The organism is Streptodolium elevatio (assembly GCF_053592165.1).
Map to the genome: position 1 here is coordinate 204,323 of NZ_JBSFVE010000009.1, position 17,545 is coordinate 221,867.

Sequence of the window (17,545 nt, forward strand, 5' to 3'; positions counted from 1 at the left end):
GCGCGCTCGGGAACGAGGCAGGTGGGGAGGCATGCGGGAGTGGAGAGGTGGGAGCGGTGACGACGGCGTCCGAGGACATCGTGTGCTCGTTGTGCGGGCAGGACCACGTGGTGCGGTACCGGATCAAGGGGACCGGAGACGAGTTCTGGATGTGCCCCGAGTGCGAGTCGCTGTGGCGGCCCGGAGCCGACCCGCGCCGGTCGACAGAGGCCTATCTGAGTGTTTATCTGGAGGCCCGGGGACTCGACCCGGCCGACGTCGAACTGGAACGGGTCGAGGGGTAGGCATCCGTTTTGCCGGTGCCCTCGAAAAGTCTCCTCGCAACTTGCTATTTAGGAACGGTCCGTTCCTGTATGGACCGTAGTGTTTGAGCCATGGAGAACACGCGGCACAACCACGCAGACCAGAGCCTCCCGGACGGCGTCCGCTCCTTCCGGATCGAGGTGCCGCAGGCAGACGTGGACGACCTCCGCGACCGGCTGCGCCGTACCCGCCGCGGCGGCGAGGTGCCCGGCACCGGCTGGAGCCGGGGCGTGCCCGCCGACTACCTGGCAGGTCTGGCGGCCTACTGGGCCGACGGGTACGACTGGCGGGCCGCTGAGGCGGCGCTCAACGAACTCCCGCAGTACATGGCGAAGATCGACGGACAGGACATCCACTTCGTGCACGTGCGCTCGACGAACCCCGACGCGCTGCCCCTGCTGCTCGCGCACGACTGGCCCGCCTCGATCGTCGAGTACATCGAGGTCGTACGCCCGCTGGCCGAGCACTTCCACGTCATCCTCCCGTCCACCCCCGGCGTCGGGTTCTCCGGTCCGCTCACCTCGGCCGGCTGGAACACCGGCCATATTGCCGCCGCGTACACCGAGCTGATGGCCCGGCTCGGGTACGAGCGCTACGGGGCCGGCGGCACGGGCGGCGGCGCGTGGATCGCGACCGAGATGGGCCGCCTCGCGCCGGACAAGGTGGTCGGCATCCACGTGAACGGCTTCATCGTGTTCCCGTCCGGCGATCCCGCCGAGTTCGAGGGCCTGACCGAGGCCGAGCAGGAGCGGCTCGGCCGGCTCGAGCAGTTCCGCGACGACAAGATGGGCTTCAATGCCATCCAGTCGACGCGGCCGCACACCCTGGCGCATGCGCTGCACGACTCCCCGTCCGGCCAACTCGCTTGGATTGTCGAGAAGTTCAAGGAGTGGACGGACGCCGAGGCGGAGCTGCCCGAGGACGCGGTGGACCGCGACCACCTGCTGACCAACGTCAGTCTCTACTGGTTCACCGCGACGGCCGGGTCGTCCGCGAACCTCTACTACGAGGCCGCGCACGACGCGGCAGCGTGGGGGCCGAGGGACCGCGGGACGGTGCCGACCGGTGTCGCCGTGGCGCTCAGCACCGACATTGCGGTGCGCCGTTTCGCGGACCGCGACCACAACGTCACGTACTGGTCGGAGATTGAACGCGGCGGCAACTTCCTGCCGTTGGAGCAGCCGCAGGCGTTTGTCGACGACATCCGCGCGTTCTACCGCTCCCTGAAGGCCATCGCGGACTGACGGGCTCGCCGAGTTCGGCAGTCAGGCGAGCCCAGGCGCTCCCGAACTCGGGCGCTTTCCCGAACCCGAATGTTCGGTACGGCCCCACCGGACCTCCCTCCGGTGGGGCCTTTTCGTCATGCCCGGGCGGGGCGGCGTGCGGAGGCGGGGGCATTGCGCTCCGCGTCGACGACGGCGTCCAGGAGCCCGGGGAACGCCTCGGCGAACTCGGCGTCCCTGAGGGTGTTCATGCGCGACGTGCCGACGTAGTGCTGCCGGATGAGGCCGGCCTCGCGCAGGATGCGGAAGTGGTGCGTGGCGGTGGACTTGCTCACCGCGATGTCGAAGGACCCGCACGCGATGTCGGCGTCGGCCTCGCGCAGTTGCCGCACGATGCTGCGCCGGACCGGGTCGACGAGTGCCTCCAGGACCTGCTGTAGCGGGATCGTCCGTACGTCGGGGTGGTGGGGGGTGCGGTCGTCCATGACCCCCATGGTACGACACTCATCAAAGTTTGACGAGCGTCGTACTTTCGTGTTGGGGTTGGACCCGGTTCGCCGCGCCACCGAGTGCGGCTCCACCTCAGGACAGTTCCCGCGGAAGGACGAAGCGATGGCCAGGACGGTGTTGTTCCACGAGTTGGGCGGACCCGAGGTGCTGCGGGTCGAGGACGTGCCGGTCGGCGACCCCGGCCCTGGCGAACTGCGCATCCGGGTGGACGCGATCGGGCTCAACAGGGCAGAGGCGCTCTTCCGCTCGGGTCACTACATCGAGCCCGTGAAGCGGTTCCCCGCGAGACTGGGGGCCGAGGCCGCGGGCGTCGTCGAGGCGGTCGGGGAGGGCGTCACCGGGTTCCGGCCCGGGCAACCCGTCAGCACGGTGCCGGCCTTCTCGCAGAACGACTACGGCGTGTACGCCGAGACCGCCCTCGTCCCCGCCGCCGCGGTGCTGCACCGGCCGGAGGGCGTCGGCGCGGTCGAGGGCGCGGCGATGTGGATGCCGTACGGAACGGCGTACGGCGCGCTCGTCGAGGTCGGCGGCCTGGGCCCCGGCGACACGCTCGTGCTCAACGCGGCCTCCAGCAGCGTCGGCCTCGCCGCCATCCAGGTCGCGCACCGGGTCGGCGCCACGCCGATAGCCCTCACCCGCACCGCGGCCAAGAAGGACGCGCTGCTCAAGGCCGGGGCGGCGGAGGTCGTCGTGACCGATGACGAGGACGTCGTCGAGCGGGTGCGCGCGGCGACGGACGGCCGCGGCGCGCGCATCGTCTTCGACGCGGTCGCCGGACCCGGCGTGACGGAACTGGCGCGCGTCGTGGCCGACGGAGGCACGCTGCTGGTCTACGGCGCGCTCAGCGGGCAGCCCACCCCGTATCCCGGCGTCGAACTGGGCCTGCCGGCACTGAACATGCGCAGCTACACGGTGCTGGAGGCGACGACCAGGCCCGAACGGCTGCGCCGTCTGGAGGCGTTCGTCGCTTCCGGCTTCCGCACGGGCGCCTTCAGTCCGGTGGTGGACCGCACGTTCCCGCTGGAGGACATCGTCGAGGCCCATCGCCACCTGGAGTCGAACTCCCAGGTGGGGAAGGTGGTTGTCACGGTTCCCCGGTAACGGCCCCTCGGCCCCGCGGCGGTCATGACGTACGATCGACGATCAAACGGTTGGAGCAAGGCCGACCAGCCTTCCACCTGAGTCGGCCGGCCCCTCCCCGCCGAGTCGTCCGCGGCCCCGGCAAAGGGAGTTGCCGGCAGTCGACAGACGAATATCGGGGGAATCAGATGAACGGCGGCGGGCCTGGCAGTCCGAAACCGTCGACCGACCCTGCGCCTTGCGGGTCCGAGAGCCATCCGGCGCTCCACGAGGCGGCGACACTGTGGGAGTTGGTCGAGCGGCGGGCGAAGGCGACACCGGACCGCCCGTTCCTCCTGGACGAGGAACGCCGCTTCTGCTTCGGCGAGATAACCGACTGGGCCGAACGCGTCGCCGCCGGCTACCTGGCTCTCGGGATCGGCGCGGGTACGCGCGTCACCTGGCAACTGACCACACGCGTCGAGTCGATCGTCGTATCGCTGGCACTCGCCCGGCTCGGCGCCGTGCAGAACCCGATCATTCCGTTCTACCGGGAACGCGAGGTCGGCTTTTGCCTGGACCAGACCCGCGCGCAGTACTACATCTGCCCCGGGACCTGGAAGGGCTTCGACTTCGCGGAGATGGCCGCGACCGTCATCGCCAAGACCCCGCGGGAACGGGCGCCCCGCGTGCTGGAGGCGTACGACCGACTCCCCGAGGGCGACCCGGCGACGCTGCCGCCCCCGCCGTCCGACGGCGACGAAGTGCGCTGGCTCTACTACACGTCCGGCACCACCTCCGACCCGAAGGGCGTGTGCCACACCGACCGGACCCTGGTCGCGGGGGCGCACGGCCTTGCGGTGGCCCTGGAGATGGCGGACCCAGACGTCGGTTCGCTGACGGTCCCGTTCGCGCACATCGCCGGGCCCGACTACATCATCGCCCTGCTCCTGACCGGCCTTTCCGTCGTCGTCGTGGAGCACTTCGAACCGGCCTCCGCGATACCGCTGTTCGAGCGCCTGGGTGTCTCGCTGGTCGGAGGGTCCACGGCCCTCTACAACCTGTTCCTCGCCGAGCAGCGCAAGCAGCCGGGCCGCCGGATCATCCCGACGCTGCGCGTGGTGGCGGGCGGCGGCGCGCCCAAGCCGCCCGAGCTGTTCGACCTGGTGCGCGACGAGTTGGGCGCCGTGCTCTGCCACGGCTACGGCATGACCGAGGCGCCGATGATCGCCCAGGGCGGCCCCAGCCACTCGCCGGAGCAGCTCGCGAACTCCGACGGCGCTCCGGTGGTGGGGATGGAGATCCGCATCGTCGCGTCCGACGGGACTCCGGCGGCGCCGGGGGTGGAGGGCGAGATCACGGTGCGGGGGCCGATGCTGTTCAAGGGCTACACCGACCCGGCGCTCAACGAAGTGTCGTTCGACAAGGACGGGTTCTACCGCACCGGCGACCTCGGCCGCATGCGCCCGGACGGCCACATCACGGTCACCGGGCGGCTGAAGGACGTCATCATCCGCAAGGGCGAGAACATCTCCGCCCACGAGGTCGAGGAACTCCTGTTCGGCCACCCGAAGATCGCCGACGTGGCGGTCGTCGGGATCCCCGACGACGAACGCGGCGAACGCGTCTGCGCGGTCGTCGAACGCGCCGCGGGCCAACCGGCTCTGACGTTCGACGAGATGGCGTCGCACCTGCGCGGACTCGGGCTGATGGCCCAGAAGATCCCCGAGCAACTGGAGGTCGTGGACGCCCTGCCGCGCAACGAGACCCTGCGCAAGGTCCTGAAGTACAAGCTCCACGAGCGGTACGAGGCGGCCCCCTGGTCGCCGCCGTCGCGGTAGGCGCCTCGCTGCCGCGCCCGCCACAATGCGCTTGACCTGCGTGTTAGCGTCGGCGGTGTGAGCACTGGCGAGTTCCCACCCGGCATCACGTGGCGCCGCCTCGGCGAAGCCGACTTCCCGCTGCTCAAGGAGTGGCTGGAGCGACCGCACGTGGCCCGGTGGTGGAACCACGAGACCGCGCCGGAGGCGGTCGCCCGCGACTTCGGTCCGGCGGCGCGCGGCGAGGAGCCGTCCCAGGACCTCCTGGCGTACCTCGGGGACCGGCCCTTCGCCCTGGTGCAGCGCTGCCGGTTCGCCGACTACGCACACGACTTCGCGGAGCTGGCGGGCCAGGTCGACGTACCGGCGCATGCCGCGACGATCGACTACCTGATCGGCGACGAGGCGCACACCGGGCGGGGCCTCGGTCCGCGGCTGATCGCCGCGGTCGTCCACGAGACCTGGGGCGAGTACCCGGAGGTGGCGGCCATCGTCGTACCGGTGCACGCGGGCAACCGGCCGTCGTGGCGTGCGCTGGAGAAGGCCGGCTTCCGGCGGGTCGCCGAAGCGTCTCTGGAACCCGACAACCCGGTCGACGACCGCAGTCACTTCGTCTACCGAATCGACCGGCCGGCCGAGATCGACGGCGTCCAGGTGCTCGCCTTCGCCGACGGCGCGGCCTTCGAGGACTGGTTGACCGCCAACCACACCCGCCACGAGGGGCTGTGGATCAAGGTGGCCAAGAAGAAGTCCGGCATCCCGACCGTCACGGACGACGAGATGGTCGACATCGGCCTCTGCTTCGGCTGGATCTCGGGGCAGCGCCGCTCGCTCGACGACCGCTTCTACCTGCAGAAGTACGTGCCGCGCCGGCCGCGGAGCCTCTGGTCGCAGGTGAACGTCGAGAAGGTCGCCGCGCTGACCGCCGCAGGCCGGATGCGGGAACCCGGACTCGCGGAGGTCCGCAAGGCGCAGGAGGACGGGCGCTGGGCGGGGGCGTACGAGTCCCAGAAGACCTGGTCGGTCCCCGCCGACTTCACCGCCGCCCTCGACGCCGACCCCGAGGCGAAGCGCGTGTTCGACGCGCTCGACAAGTCGGCCCGCTACCTGGTGGTGCTCCCCGTCCTCCAGGCCCGCACCCCCGCGGCGCGTACCGCCCGCATCGGGCAGGCCCTGCGGTCGCTCACCGAAGGCCGGGCCGACGGCCCGGCCGGTGGTCAGTCCTCGGCGCCGAAGTCCCCGTAGGTCGGCTCGCCGGTACGGGCGTACGTGTTGATGACCACCCCGGTGGACGTCGGACGGCTCGACGCGAGGCCGAAGGCGCTGGGCAGGGCGCTCTCGGGGAACAGGCGCTTGCCCGTGCCGAGGACGACCGGGAACGTCAGCAGGTGCAGGGTGTCCACCAGGCCCAGCGTGAGCAGCGAACCCACGAGGCGTCCGCTGCCGTGCACCTGGAGCTCGCGGCCCGGGTGCGCCTTGAGGGCGGTGACCTCCTCGCGGAGATCGCCGGTCAGGACACGGGTCTCGGCCCACTCCGGCGAGGTGAGGGTCGAGCTGGGGACGTACTTCGGGAGGCTGTTGAGGCGGCCCGCGATGGGGTTGTCCGGGTCGGTGACCTTGGGCCAGTACGCGGCGAAGATGTCGTACGTCTTGCGGCCGAGCAGGAAGGCGTCCACCTGGCCGAAGATGCCGTCCATGAAGGCGCCGAAGTCCTGGTCGTCGTAGGGGTACGCCCATCCGCCGTGCGGGAAGCCGTCGCTGCGGTCCTCGTCCGGGCCGCCGGGGGCCTGGTACACGCCGTCGATGGTGATGAAGGTGGTGGCGGTCAGCTTCATGGCGGTCTCCCTCGCTGCACATCCGCGGGCTCTGCACGACCGGCTCGATCGGCACAATCCGCGTGACCTGTCGGTCGAACGGTCCGGTCGCCCACCGTCGGCGGCGGGCGCTCGGGAGGCAGTACCCCTTTCGGGGCCCTTACAAGGTTCGACTCGAGGGAGAGCACAAACTCATCGGTCCGTGCGGCGACCGACCGCCGGAGTATGACGGCAAATCAGATTGCCGCGAGAGGGCGGGTGCCGCGGGCGGCGACGGAAGGCCACACGCCCGCGCCCTCCGAGAACGGAGGGGCGGGCGTGACTCGGCAAGCGGTCGGGGTCACCCGGTGCGGCGTCTCCACCAGCGCGGCCGGCGTTCCCGGGGTCGGGCCTGCGGGGGCGCGGACCCGGAGTCGCACCCGGAGCCGGACCGGGAGCCGGGCGAGCAGTGGGACGCGGGTGTTGCGGACGGCGGCGTCGGGCGTACCCGGTCCGGGTGCCGGTCGCGCCACGCGGCCGCGACCTCCTCGACGTCGAAAGGCTTGACGTTGAGGATCGGACCCGGGGGCGGCATCCGCAGATGCTTGACGATCTTGTCGTTGATCTCGGTGATGATCGTGCGGGCCTCGCGCTCGGAGCGGGCGCGCAGCGCCGCCGGCAGGGCGTCCTCGGCCTCTTTGCGGAGCCGCAGGGCGGGCGGCAGGACCGCGATGCCCTCGCCGCGCAGCTTGTCCTTGAGCCACCACGTCTCGTCGTACGGGGCGTCCGCGGAGGCCAACGGGCGGCCCGCGCCCGGCAGGTTGTCGAAATCCCCGCGTTCACGTGCTTCGTGGATCTGCCGGTCGACCCAGGAATCGAACGAGATCTCGGGCGGTTTGCGTTCGGTCACGACGGGGCTCCCCAGAGGTCGGCGATCACTGTCGTCCCGTCCAGGATGCCTCACCGGCGGAGTGAAACGGCGGCCCCCTGACCCCCGCGGCCCGGCTCACCCCGCCGCGGCCCGCGCGGTCGCCAGCAGCTCGGGCAGCGTGCCGGCGAACTCCGGGAGCAGCATCAGCGCGACCGCCCAGGCCTCCGTGTCGGCGCCGAGGTGCCGCTCGGTGAGGCGGCTCACCGCGGTCCGGGCCTCGTCGAGGCGCGGCCCGGTCGCCGTCGTGAAGACGGTGAGTGCGGCGTACGCGAACGGGGCCTTCGCCAGGATCTCTCGCGCCGGCAGCAAGCCCTCCTGGTACGCCCGGCGCAGCTGGTCGTCCCGCATGCCGACGGTGAGCGCGGCGAGTTGGCGGTACGCGTCCCGCCGTATCCGACCGCGCTCGTGCTGCGACCGGATGCGGCCGCCGGGCGACGGCGGGTGGTGGCGCAGGCGTTCCAGGATCCAGTCCGGGCAGCCGGGTTCGTCGCCGAGCGCGGTCACGACGTCCGGGACCAGCGCGGTGAGGCCGTCCTCGTGGCGGACCACGTCCCAGCGCGGCGGTTCGTGCGGCGCGAACAGGACCAGTCGGGTCAGGACGGCTTCGGAGCCGTCGTACGCGCTGGACGTGGGGTGCACGGCGCTCGTTCGGCGGCCGACCCCGCGCAGCCGCTCGACGACCACCTGGGTACGGCCCTCGTGCTCGATCAGGCGTCCGAGTGCGGCCCGCCCGTCGTCGGCGGCGAACACCTCGTCGAAGCGTTCGGCGACGGTCTCCGGCAGTTGTGCGGCCGTCGCGAAGGCCGACTCGGCGGCTGTGCGGCCGCGGAGCCGCCACAGGTTGAGGAGCGCGCGGGCGAGCACGACGGCGCCGGCCGGATAGGGGTGCCGGAACAGCAGCGCGGGCACGGCCCGCGCGACCACCTCCGCATTGGCGGACTCGACTAGTGCGTACACGTCGCGCTGCGGCAACCCGGCGTCGGGTATGGCGATGCGGTCGACGTGGTGCGCGGCCATCGCACGGAGCATCACGTCGCGCGGGGCATGCGGGTTGCGTGCGAGGTGGGCCGCGACCTCGGGAGCCGGGTCCTCGGCGAGCCGCCGAAGGGTCGCCGCGGTGACGGTGGGGCTCTGTGCGAGCGCCGCGCGGCAGGCGACGGACCCGTGGCCGAGGACGTACGAGACGATCGCCCCGCCCTCCGGCAGCGCACTGCCGAGCACGGTCTGCCGGGTCCTGGGGTCGAGACGGTCGAGCACCGGCCCGATCACCGCCCACGACGCCTGACTCAGCAACAGCGCCCAGGGATTCACCGCCCGCCCCCTCTCCGAGCGGTCAGGCTAACCAGCCCGACCGCGTGGCGGCACGCCATTTGCGCGCTCGCGCGCCGTGCCGGGGCCGCGATGCGGGGGCGCAGCGGTGCGCGGGGCTTGTGTCGGATGCTGTTCGGCGCATAACGTTTGGGGTCAAACAAAGCGTGCACCGGTACGCCGATCCGGGCTGCTGCATGCCCTCCGGCACGCGCATGCGCACCGTGCGGGAAGGAGCCACAATGCGTGCCCTGATCATCCGTCATGACCACCCCTCCGAAGCGGGGTTCGTCGGTGAGCGGCTCGTGCGACGCGGTTTCGAACTCGTCGAGATGCTGATCGTGTCCGAGGCGGAGTACGACCGCCCCGGTGTCACGGTCGAGTTCCCCGATCCGCGCGACTTCGACGTGATCGTGCCGCTCGGCGCGCCTTGGTCGGTCTATGACGAGCTCACCATAGGCACCTGGGTGGGCGACGAAATCGTGCTGCTGCGCGAGGCGTTGGCGGCTGACGTCCCGGTGCTGGGAATCTGCTTCGGCGCGCAGGCGATGGCCACCGCGCTCGGCGGGTCGGTCGAGCGGGCGGACCGTCCGGAGATCGGGTGGACCGGCGTACGCTCCGACGACCCCGGGCTGATCTCCGAAGGCCCCTGGTTCCAATGGCACTTCGACCGGATGGTGCTGCCGCCTGAGGCCAAGGAGATCGCGCGCAGCGACGTGGGGCCGCAGGCGTACGTCGTCGGCCGTTCGCTCGGCGTGCAGTTCCACCCCGAGGTGACCCCGGAGATCGTCCGGGCGTGGCTGGACAACGGCGGCGTACCGCAGGCGCTCGAATACGGCTACGACCCGGAGGAGTTGGCCCGCCCGAGGGACGGGGCGCGGGAGCAGTCGTACGCGCTCGTGGACAACTTTCTGGACCGGATCGCCGGTCTTTGATCCGTCGTCTCAGGCGTCTGAGCCGTCCGAGCCGTCTGAGTCGTCAGGGGCGGTCGGCTCGATGAGCGGACGCATCGCCGCCGCCAAGTGCGCGCGCAGGCGCTCGGGCGGGGCCTCCGACAGCACGTCGACCCCCGCGACCGAGGCGAGCGCGCCCATGCCGACGTTGAGGGCCAGGATCATCGCCGCCCGCAGTTCGGCGTCGGGGCCTTCGAGCCGGTCGGCGAGGGCGCCCACGGTGTCGCGTACCTGAGCCCGCATCAGGTCGGCGACGCCCTCGCGGCCCGCCGAACGCAGCATGAGGGCGAGCGGGTGCTCTCCGGCGATGGCCGGGGGTCGGGTGCGGAACCACGTCACGGAGCGGTCGGGCAGTTCGCCGAGCGGCCCGGCGATGATGGCGGCGGGATCGCGGTCGCGCGACACGACCTGCACGAACAGCTTCTCCTTCGAGCCGAAGTAGCGGTAGATCAGGGCCGGGTTGACGCCCGCGTCGGCGGCGATGTCACGGACGGACGTGTTCTCGTAGCCGTGCCGGGAGAACCGTGCCACGGCCGCGTCCAGCAGCGCCGCGGCGGTGGCCTCGGCACAGCGGGGGCGCGGAGTGTCGGCCTTGGGAAACGCCTCGTCGGCCGCGGCCTGCGTGGCGGAAGTCTCGGCGGCTGCGGTCTCCATGGTCGTCGTCTCCCGGGTGGCCTGAGTGCCTTTGTCGTGGACGTGGCGCGGCAGTCACGTCGGTCTGCGGTCCCACGCACGCCGTCGTGCGCGTTGCGGTGCGCATTTCCGTGCGCCTCGCTGCGTGCGTTGCCCGTGCGCGTTGCCGTACGCATTGCCGTGCGCATGGCGTACGCATTGCCGTGCGCGTTTGTAGCACGCCCTGCCAATGCCCGCAGAGGGCGGTCCGGACGGCGGCCGGTCGTCGTGGATAATGATTGTCGCCTACATGTAAACCAGGTTTACATGGGGTGCCACGCACGCGAGGGGAACCACCTGCCTTGACCGCCATCGACGGGACGCGAGCCGGCGTCCCCGCACCCGCCACCGGCCGGATACCCGCCCCGTCCGCCGCCGCCGACCAGCCCGGCGGCACGCCCGGCAAGGACACCGGTCGGTCCCGCACCGGGATCGTCCTGCTGATCCTCATCCTCGGCTCGCTGACGTACTCGCTGCTCCAGTCGATGCTGTCGCCCGCCCTGCCGGTCATCACGCGCGAGGTCGGGACCACCACCGACACCGCGTCGTGGCTGCTGACCGCGTACCTGCTCGTCGCCTCGGTCACCACCCCCGTGGTCAGCCGACTCGGCGACATCCACGGCAAGAAGAAGCTCTTCGTCGTCGCGATCGGAGCCCTCGGCGTCGGCTCGCTCATCTGCGGCCTCGCCGACAACATCAGCCTGCTGATCGTCGGCCGCGCGATCCAGGGCGTCGGTGCCGCGGTCTTCCCGCTGTCGTTCGGCATCGTGCGCGACGAGTTCCCGCCCGAGCGGCGCGCCGCCGCGATCGGCCTGACGTCCGCGGTCATGGGCATCGGCGGCGGCATCGGGTCGGTGCTGGCCGGACCGATCGTCGACAACCTGTCCTACCACTGGCTGTTCTGGATCCCGATGGTGGTGTGCGTCTTCACCGTCGCCATGGCCTGGAAGTTCATCCCCGACTCGCCGAACCGCGCGCAGTCCACGAAGATCAACTGGCTCGGCGCGGCACTGCTCGCGGGCGCGCTCGCCGCACTCCTGCTGGGCGTCAGCAAGGGCCGCGCGTGGGGCTGGGGCTCGGGCACGATCCTGGGCCTGCTGTTCGCGGCCGCGCTGCTGCTCGTCCTCTGGGTCGTCGCGGAGCAGCGCTCGGACGCCCCGCTCGTCGACATGCGCGTGATGCGCCTGCGTGGCGTGTGGACCACCAACGTCGCGGGTCTGCTCACCGGCTACGCGATGATGAGCGCGATGTTCCTGATGCCGCAGCTGCTGCAGCTCCCGAAGTCGACCGGCTTCGGGTTCGGTACGACCGTCACCATGGCCGGCGTGTTCATGCTGCCGCTCGCGGTGGCCATGCTGATCGCCGGTCCCACGGCGGGCGTGCTGGAGGCCCGCATCGGCTCGAAGCCGTCGCTGCTGGGCGGTTGCGTCCTGCTCGGCGCCGGCTCGCTGCTGCTCATCGTCGCGCACTCGGAGCTGTGGCAGATCACGATCGGGCTGTTCGTGTTCGGCCTCGGCGTCGGTGCCGCGATGGCCGCGATGGCGAACGTCATCGTCGGCGCGGTGCCGCCGGAGCAGACCGGCATCGCGAGCGGTATCAACACGATCGCGCGTACCGTCGGCATGTCGTTCGGCTCGGCGCTGTCGATGGTGGCCGTCACGTCGCACACCACGAGTGCCGGGGTGCCGACCGAGAACGGGTTCACGGTGGCGTTCGCCATTGCCGCCGGTGCGGGCATCCTCGCGGTCGTCGTCGGGCTGCTGGTGCCGTCCACCCGGCGCAAGGCACCGGTCAAGCAGGTGTCCTGACCCGCCGCCACCCGTCGAGATCTCCGTCGTCCTCGATCAGGAGCGACGACAATCAGCCCGGCCGGGCGCTCGCACCGCCTCGGCCGGGCCGTACCGGTCCAGGACCCCTTCGGCAGGCCCGGATTAGGCCGGGGTCGCCGTGACCGGAGGCTCCGTCAGGCCAGGGTGACCGTCACCGGCAGCTCCTTGATGCCGTTGACGAAGTTGGACCGCACGCGGCTGACGTCGCCGGCGAGCCGGATGTCGGCGATGCGCGGCAGCAGTTCCTCGAACATGATGCGCATCTCCAGGCGGGCCAGCGCGTTGCCGAGGCAGAAGTGCGGGCCGCCCTTGCCGAACGTGACGTGGTCGACGTTCTTGCGCGTGACGTCGAAGCGGTACGGGTCCTCGAACACCGCCTCGTCGCGGTTCCCGGAGGCGAACCACAGCACGACCTTGTCGCCCTCGCGGATCCGCTTGCCGCCCAGCTCGGCGTCCCGGGTGGCGGTACGCCGGAAGTGGTAGACGGGCGAGGCCCAGCGCAGGAACTCCTCCACGGCGTCCGGCATGATCGACAGGTCGTCGCGCAACCGGGCCATCTGCTCCGGGTGTTGCATGAGCGCCAGCATGGTGTGCGAGATGGCGTGCCGCGTCGTCTCGTTGCCGGCGACGACCAGCAGCAGGAAGTAGTTGTCGAAGTCCGCCTGGGTGAGCGGGACTCCGTCCGCCGGCGTCTGGTTGACCAGTCGGCTCACCAGGTCGGTCCCCGCGCCGCCGCGCCGCCGCTCGGCGAGTTCGCGGCCGTACGCGAACACCTCCAGCGACGCCGGGCTGCGGAACGGCAGATCACGGTACTGCTCGCTCTCCGCGCTGTGCAGCAGCACGTCCGCGTAGTCCGGGTCGGTGTTGCCGATGATCCGGTTGCCCCAGTCGATCAGCTTCTCGGTGTCGCTGTCCGGCACGTCGAGCATGCGGGCGAGCACGTTGATCGGGAAGTCCGCGGAGATCTCCCGGACGAAGTCGAACGTGCCCTTGGGCAGCGCCGCGTCGAGCGTCTTGGCGGTCAGGCCGCGCAGGAACGTGCCGTACTCGGCGATCGCCCGCGGGGTGAACTGCTTCTGCAGCAGCCGCCGGAGGGCGACGTGGCGCATGCCGTCGGTCTCCAGCATCGAGCGGCGGATGGCGATCTGGTCGTCGTCCAGCTCCTCGAGGTTGGTGAACCGCGTCGAGGTGAAGGTCTCCGGGTCGCGGTCCACGGCCACGATGTCCGCGTGCCGGGTCAGCGCCCAGAAGCCGCTGTTGGGCTCCGGCTCGGGCTGCCAGTGCACGGGGTCGTTCTCCCGCAGCGTGTGGAACATCCGCCACGGGGTCTCGCCGTCGACGAAGCGGTCGTTGTCGGCGAGGTCGACGTCGTCCAGCGGCATGGGCTCGGGCTGCGCGGACACGGCTGTGGTGCTCATTGCTGACTCCGTATCAAGTTCGGGGGCGGTCACAGGTGGTACGCGTACTCGGCGAACTCCCAGTCCGTGACGTGCTGGTTGAAGCGCGAGACCTCGTCGCGCTTGTAGGTCAGGAAGGCGTCCGCGAACTCCTTGCCGAGCAGGCCGATCAGGTCCGAGTCGGCGGCGAACGCGTCGAGCGCCTCGGCCAACGAGGCGGGCAGCACCGGGGCTTTCGAGGTGTCGTAGCCGTAGCCCTCCAGGGGCGCGGGCGGGGCCAGTTGGTCGCGGATGCCGAGGTGGGCGGCGGCCACCAGGGCGGCGGTGGCGAGGTACGGGTTGGCGGTCGCGTCGCCGAGGCGTACCTCCAGGCGGGCTCCCGGACCGCGCTCCGGCGGGATGCGCACCATGGCGCTGCGGTTGTCCAGGCCCCAGTCGATCAGCCAGGGCGCCAGGGTGTCCGGGCCGAACCGCTTGTAGGAGTTCACCGTGGGGTTGAGCAAGGCGGCGATGGCGGGGGCGTGCTTGAGGATCCCCGCGATGGCGTGCCCGGCGACCGCGGACAGGCCGTACGGCTCGCCCGGGCCGTCGAACGCGTTGGCGTCGTCGGCGTCCATGCAGCTCATGTGGAAGTGGAAGCCGGAACCGCCCTCGTCGTTGAAGGGTTTGGCCATGAAAGTGGCCAACATGCCGTCCAGCCGGGCGAGTTCCTTGATGGACGCCTTGAAAAGGTACGCGCGGTCCGCGGCGTCTAGGGCCTCGGAGTGGTCGAGGTTGATCTCGAACTGGCCCGAGGAGTACTCGTGGTTGCCGGTGGTGGCGCCTATGCCGAGCTTGTGCAGGTGGCGGAGCGTGCGCAGGAGGTGGGCGTCGGGGTCGCCGCGGCGGCCCGCGACGTACACGTTCCCGGTGGCCTCGCCGTAGCGCTTCCAGCCGCCGTTCCCGTCGGACTCGCACAGGAAGTACTCGAGTTCGGGGCCCACAACCGGGCGTAGCCCGGACTCCCGCGCCATTCGCGCGAGGACGTCGCGCAGCACGGACCGCGGCCCCTCGGGCGCGAGTTCGCCGGTCGCCGGGTCGGTCGTCTCGCCGAGGCACCAGGCGACGCCGGGCTCCCAGGGGATGAGGCGCAGCGTGTCCAGCTCGGGGTACACGCAGACGTCCGGCAGCCCCGCGTCCAGTCCGCCCGCAACGGCAAGGGTCTCGCCGCGCGGCGTCGTGTGGTAGACGGCGCGGCAGAATGCCAGGCCGTGCGCGCACACGGACGGCAGGTGGTCGACCAGGACGTCGCGCCCGCGATCGGTGCCGATGAGGTCCGGGTAGGTGACGCGGACGACGTCGACGCCCTTGTCCTTCAGTTCGGCGACGGTCTCGTGGATCCGGTCCGGAACGGGTGGGTGCACCGGAGTCTCCTCGCGGTCTGGCAGGGCGGCGGCAGGAGGTGTGCCGATTCGTTTGAACCCAAACCATATGGACGCGAGGGGCGTCGCACAAGGGGTTCCGGGTGGTGACAGCGGGGCGGGCGAGGGCATATCGTACGGACCCAAACGATTGATGTCCGACCGAAGGAGGCGCTGTGACCGGCGTGCGCGGTTTCTTCCACCCCAAGACCGGCAGCGGCCGGTCCTCGCTCGTCCCGGCACCCCCGTGGCACTACTCCGGTGACCTGCTGACCATCGAGTACCGCACCGACCCCGCGCGCGTCGCCGAGCTGCTCCCGGCGCCGCTGGAACTCGCCGACGAGGACCCCGGCGCGGTCGCGCTCATCTGGGCCGACTGGCAGTCCTGCTCCGACAGCCGCGAGGAACTGCTCGACCCGGTGCGCAGCCAGTACAAGGAGTGCTTCGCGGTCGTGCGGTGCAAGTACGAGGGGCAGACGTATTCGCGCTGTGTCTACATCTGGGTCGACAAGGACTTCGCCGTCGCGCGGGGCCTGCACCAGGGCTATCCGAAGAAGCTGGGCTCGATCCACCAGACCCGTCCGCACCCGTACGGCCCCGCGCCGCGCGTCGAGGCCGGCGCCGTCTTCGGCGCCACCCTCGCCGCGGCGGACCGCCGCCTCGCCGAAGCCGTCGTGACCCTCCGTCGGGAGTCGGAGTCCAACGGCTTCGTCAACGGACACCCCATGGCCCACCACCGCTGGCTCCCTTCCATCGAACCGGGCAAGGGCCTGGCCCTCGACGAACTCGTGCTCTCCGGCGCAGCCTCCGCCGAGGTCGGCCCCGCCTGGTCCGGCGACGCCGACCTCACCCTCTTCGAGGCCCCAACCGAAGAGCTGCACCTTTTGGACGTACAGGAGACCATAGGCGCCTATTACCGCCAGGTGGGTGTCACCTGGAACGGTGGCACTCTGCTGGCCTCGGGGACCACGGCCGCCGAGTAGTCGAGGGCGCCGAGTGGCCGGGGACGTCGAGTGATCGGCGGCCGCGAGTAGTCGGCGGTGGCGAGCAGTCGACGGTGACGAGTGGTCGAGGGCGACGCGCGTGCGGGGGCGACGCGCGCGAGTACGACCGCCTGCGCGGTCTCGGAGTGCGCTTCACCCAGGAGCCGCTGGAGATGGGCTCGGTCACCACGGCCGTGCTGGACGACACCTGCGGGAACCTGATCCAGATCGTGCACGGCGCGTAGCGGGCTCTACCTGTGGGGATGCCCGGCCACCCGCCCGGCCCTCACCATGTGGTGACGGGCCGGCGGCGAGGCCGTCACTCGGGGGCCAGCTCCTCGAAGAGAGTCAGTTGCAGGCCGGCAGGTGCTTCCAGACGGGCGTTCGACGAGTTCCACGGTGTACGCGTCGGCTCGGCGAGCACCGTCGCCCCCGCGGATTCGAGGCGTCGGGTGGCGGCCTCCGCGTCGGGGACCTGGAACGCGACGCGGATGTGGCCGGCGACGCCGCGCCGTCCGACCTCGACCTCGTCGATGTACGCCGCGTGCGGCGGGTCCGCGATCTCCAGCGTCGCGCGTCCGGCCTCCAGGATCACGACGCGCCCGCCCGGCGAGGAGAACGCCGCCCGCTGGGGCAGCCCGAGTGCGTCGCGGTAGAACGCCAACGCCGCGTCGTAGTCGTCCGCGGTGACGACGATGCGCAGTTCGGCGACGGCCGCGACCTCGTCGGTGTTCACCTCGTCGGTGTTCACCGCGGTGGGGTCGGCCTCGGCGGCGGCAACGTCGGGGGAGCCGGGTTCCGGGGCGTCGGTCATGGGGTCTCCAGGTGAGGGTGTCGGCGACGCCGCGCGGGCGGGCGTCCGTCGGACCAGTCTCGGATGCCTTCGCCGCTGGAGTGCGGCCGCGACACGGTCGATAGGGTCTCGGCAATGGGCAATGATCGACGCAACCGGCGTCTCGTCGTGGGGGACACGACCTGGCGGTGGTCGGTCCGCCACCGGCACCACGACGGCGCCGACGGCTCCTGCGCCGAGGTCCTGTCGCTGCGCCGCGACGGCACGTCGGCCGTGCTGCGGCTGGTGTTCCGCGCCGGGAACGGCCGGTTCGTCGCCGACGGCTGGTGGTACTCCGGGTGCGTCACGAACGGCCGCGACCTACTGAACCTCCACGAGCCAGGGGTGGTCCGCCGCTTCGTCGACATGGCGGCCGCCGACGGCCTGTTCCCGCCCGACGCCGTCCGCGGCCTCGAAGTCGACGCCTGGCCGCTGTACGACCGACTCGTCGCGGACGGCGCGCAGGACGCCGACTCACCGCCCTGATCTTGACCTCGCCCCCGCCCTGTTCCCCGGCTGGTTCCCCGCCCCG

Annotated in this window: 17 protein-coding genes and 1 pseudogene; 10 read left to right on the forward strand and 8 right to left on the reverse strand. The window is 71.3% G+C overall.

The window, feature by feature from the left end:
* Nucleotides 1–56: 56 nt before the first annotated feature.
* Nucleotides 57–284, forward strand: a complete 228-nt coding sequence (locus ACWD12_RS18725) for a hypothetical protein (protein ID WP_358359029.1) — start codon at nucleotides 57–59, stop codon at nucleotides 282–284.
* 90 nt (nucleotides 285–374) lie between these two features.
* On the forward strand, nucleotides 375–1,547 hold the full coding sequence (locus ACWD12_RS18730) for an epoxide hydrolase family protein (protein WP_450100438.1): 1,173 nt from the start codon (nucleotides 375–377) through the stop codon (nucleotides 1,545–1,547).
* 116 nt (nucleotides 1,548–1,663) lie between these two features.
* Here ACWD12_RS18730 and ACWD12_RS18735 read toward each other — a convergent pair whose 3' ends face one another.
* Nucleotides 1,664–2,011 (reverse strand): ArsR/SmtB family transcription factor, encoded by a 348-nt coding sequence (locus tag ACWD12_RS18735; protein WP_450100439.1) that lies wholly within the window; start codon nucleotides 2,009–2,011, stop codon nucleotides 1,664–1,666.
* 127 nt (nucleotides 2,012–2,138) lie between these two features.
* Between ACWD12_RS18735 and ACWD12_RS18740 the strand changes: the two genes are divergently transcribed.
* From ACWD12_RS18740 to ACWD12_RS18750, 3 genes are all read left to right on the forward strand, one after another.
* A complete protein-coding gene (locus tag ACWD12_RS18740) occupies nucleotides 2,139–3,137 on the forward strand; it encodes a zinc-dependent alcohol dehydrogenase family protein (RefSeq protein ID WP_358359022.1) in 999 nt (332 codons plus the stop codon).
* A gap of 269 nt (nucleotides 3,138–3,406) precedes the next feature.
* A complete protein-coding gene (locus tag ACWD12_RS18745) occupies nucleotides 3,407–4,936 on the forward strand; it encodes an AMP-binding protein (protein ID WP_450100440.1) in 1,530 nt (509 codons plus the stop codon).
* Between the two features lie 57 nt (nucleotides 4,937–4,993).
* Nucleotides 4,994–6,160, forward strand: a complete 1,167-nt coding sequence (locus tag ACWD12_RS18750; RefSeq protein ID WP_450100441.1) for a GNAT family N-acetyltransferase — start codon at nucleotides 4,994–4,996, stop codon at nucleotides 6,158–6,160.
* On the opposite strand, the gene ACWD12_RS18755 is transcribed toward ACWD12_RS18750, so the two are convergent.
* From ACWD12_RS18755 to ACWD12_RS18765, 3 genes are all read right to left on the reverse strand, one after another.
* Nucleotides 6,133–6,750 (reverse strand): dihydrofolate reductase family protein, encoded by a 618-nt coding sequence (locus ACWD12_RS18755; RefSeq protein WP_450100442.1) that lies wholly within the window; start codon nucleotides 6,748–6,750, stop codon nucleotides 6,133–6,135. The two genes, ACWD12_RS18750 and ACWD12_RS18755, sit on opposite strands and share 28 nt — an antisense overlap.
* 319 nt (nucleotides 6,751–7,069) lie before the next feature.
* Nucleotides 7,070–7,618 carry a DnaJ family domain-containing protein gene (locus ACWD12_RS18760; RefSeq protein WP_450100443.1) on the reverse strand — a complete coding sequence of 183 codons (549 nt, stop codon included), beginning with the start codon at nucleotides 7,616–7,618 and terminating at the stop codon, nucleotides 7,070–7,072.
* Nucleotides 7,619–7,714: 96 nt separating this feature from the next.
* On the reverse strand, nucleotides 7,715–8,950 hold the full coding sequence (locus ACWD12_RS18765) for a hypothetical protein (protein WP_450100444.1): 1,236 nt from the start codon (nucleotides 8,948–8,950) through the stop codon (nucleotides 7,715–7,717).
* Between the two features lie 239 nt (nucleotides 8,951–9,189).
* Here ACWD12_RS18765 and ACWD12_RS18770 point away from each other — a divergent pair, with 239 nt between their 5' ends.
* Nucleotides 9,190–9,882, forward strand: a complete 693-nt coding sequence (locus tag ACWD12_RS18770) for a type 1 glutamine amidotransferase (RefSeq protein ID WP_450100445.1) — start codon at nucleotides 9,190–9,192, stop codon at nucleotides 9,880–9,882.
* Nucleotides 9,883–9,891: 9 nt separating this feature from the next.
* On the opposite strand, the gene ACWD12_RS18775 is transcribed toward ACWD12_RS18770, so the two are convergent.
* Complete coding sequence (locus ACWD12_RS18775) at nucleotides 9,892–10,554, reverse strand: TetR family transcriptional regulator (protein ID WP_450100446.1); 663 nt, start codon at nucleotides 10,552–10,554, stop codon at nucleotides 9,892–9,894.
* 320 nt (nucleotides 10,555–10,874) lie between these two features.
* On the opposite strand from ACWD12_RS18775, the gene ACWD12_RS18780 reads away from it, so the two are divergent.
* Complete coding sequence (locus ACWD12_RS18780; protein ID WP_450100447.1) at nucleotides 10,875–12,380, forward strand: MFS transporter; 1,506 nt, start codon at nucleotides 10,875–10,877, stop codon at nucleotides 12,378–12,380.
* Nucleotides 12,381–12,535: 155 nt separating this feature from the next.
* On the opposite strand, the gene ACWD12_RS18785 is transcribed toward ACWD12_RS18780, so the two are convergent.
* Nucleotides 12,536–13,819: a cytochrome P450 gene (locus tag ACWD12_RS18785; RefSeq protein WP_450100448.1), complete on the reverse strand. Its 1,284-nt coding sequence runs from the start codon at nucleotides 13,817–13,819 to the stop codon at nucleotides 12,536–12,538.
* Nucleotides 13,820–13,848: 29 nt separating this feature from the next.
* Complete coding sequence (locus ACWD12_RS18790) at nucleotides 13,849–15,201, reverse strand: glutamine synthetase family protein (RefSeq protein WP_450100449.1); 1,353 nt, start codon at nucleotides 15,199–15,201, stop codon at nucleotides 13,849–13,851.
* A gap of 173 nt (nucleotides 15,202–15,374) precedes the next feature.
* Between ACWD12_RS18790 and ACWD12_RS18795 the strand changes: the two genes are divergently transcribed.
* Complete coding sequence (locus tag ACWD12_RS18795) at nucleotides 15,375–16,181, forward strand: acetoacetate decarboxylase family protein (protein WP_450100450.1); 807 nt, start codon at nucleotides 15,375–15,377, stop codon at nucleotides 16,179–16,181.
* 119 nt (nucleotides 16,182–16,300) lie between these two features.
* Nucleotides 16,301–16,426: pseudogene (locus ACWD12_RS18800) on the forward strand (VOC family protein); the annotation flags it as partial.
* Between the two features lie 74 nt (nucleotides 16,427–16,500).
* Here ACWD12_RS18800 and ACWD12_RS18805 read toward each other — a convergent pair.
* The gene (locus tag ACWD12_RS18805) at nucleotides 16,501–16,995 is read right to left on the reverse strand and encodes a VOC family protein (protein ID WP_450100451.1); all 495 of its coding nucleotides are present in this window, start codon (nucleotides 16,993–16,995) and stop codon (nucleotides 16,501–16,503) included.
* 114 nt (nucleotides 16,996–17,109) lie between these two features.
* On the opposite strand from ACWD12_RS18805, the gene ACWD12_RS18810 reads away from it, so the two are divergent.
* A complete protein-coding gene (locus ACWD12_RS18810) occupies nucleotides 17,110–17,499 on the forward strand; it encodes a hypothetical protein (RefSeq protein ID WP_450100452.1) in 390 nt (129 codons plus the stop codon).
* Nucleotides 17,500–17,545: the final 46 nt, after the last annotated feature.

Bases quoted from the DNA above. Each gene is read 5' to 3' on its own strand.
- ACWD12_RS18730 (WP_450100438.1), top strand. From the start codon at position 375: ATGGAGAACACGCGGCACAACCACGCAGACCAGAGCCTCCCGGACGGC.
- ACWD12_RS18735 (WP_450100439.1), bottom strand. From the start codon at position 2,011: ATGGACGACCGCACCCCCCACCACCCCGACGTACGGACGATCCCGCTA.
- ACWD12_RS18740 (WP_358359022.1), top strand. From the start codon at position 2,139: ATGGCCAGGACGGTGTTGTTCCACGAGTTGGGCGGACCCGAGGTGCTG.
- ACWD12_RS18755 (WP_450100442.1), bottom strand. From the start codon at position 6,750: ATGAAGCTGACCGCCACCACCTTCATCACCATCGACGGCGTGTACCAG.
- ACWD12_RS18770 (WP_450100445.1), top strand. From the start codon at position 9,190: ATGCGTGCCCTGATCATCCGTCATGACCACCCCTCCGAAGCGGGGTTC.
- ACWD12_RS18775 (WP_450100446.1), bottom strand. From the start codon at position 10,554: ATGGAGACCGCAGCCGCCGAGACTTCCGCCACGCAGGCCGCGGCCGAC.
- ACWD12_RS18785 (WP_450100448.1), bottom strand. From the start codon at position 13,819: ATGAGCACCACAGCCGTGTCCGCGCAGCCCGAGCCCATGCCGCTGGAC.
- ACWD12_RS18805 (WP_450100451.1), bottom strand. From the start codon at position 16,995: ATGACCGACGCCCCGGAACCCGGCTCCCCCGACGTTGCCGCCGCCGAG.
- ACWD12_RS18810 (WP_450100452.1), top strand. From the start codon at position 17,110: ATGGGCAATGATCGACGCAACCGGCGTCTCGTCGTGGGGGACACGACC.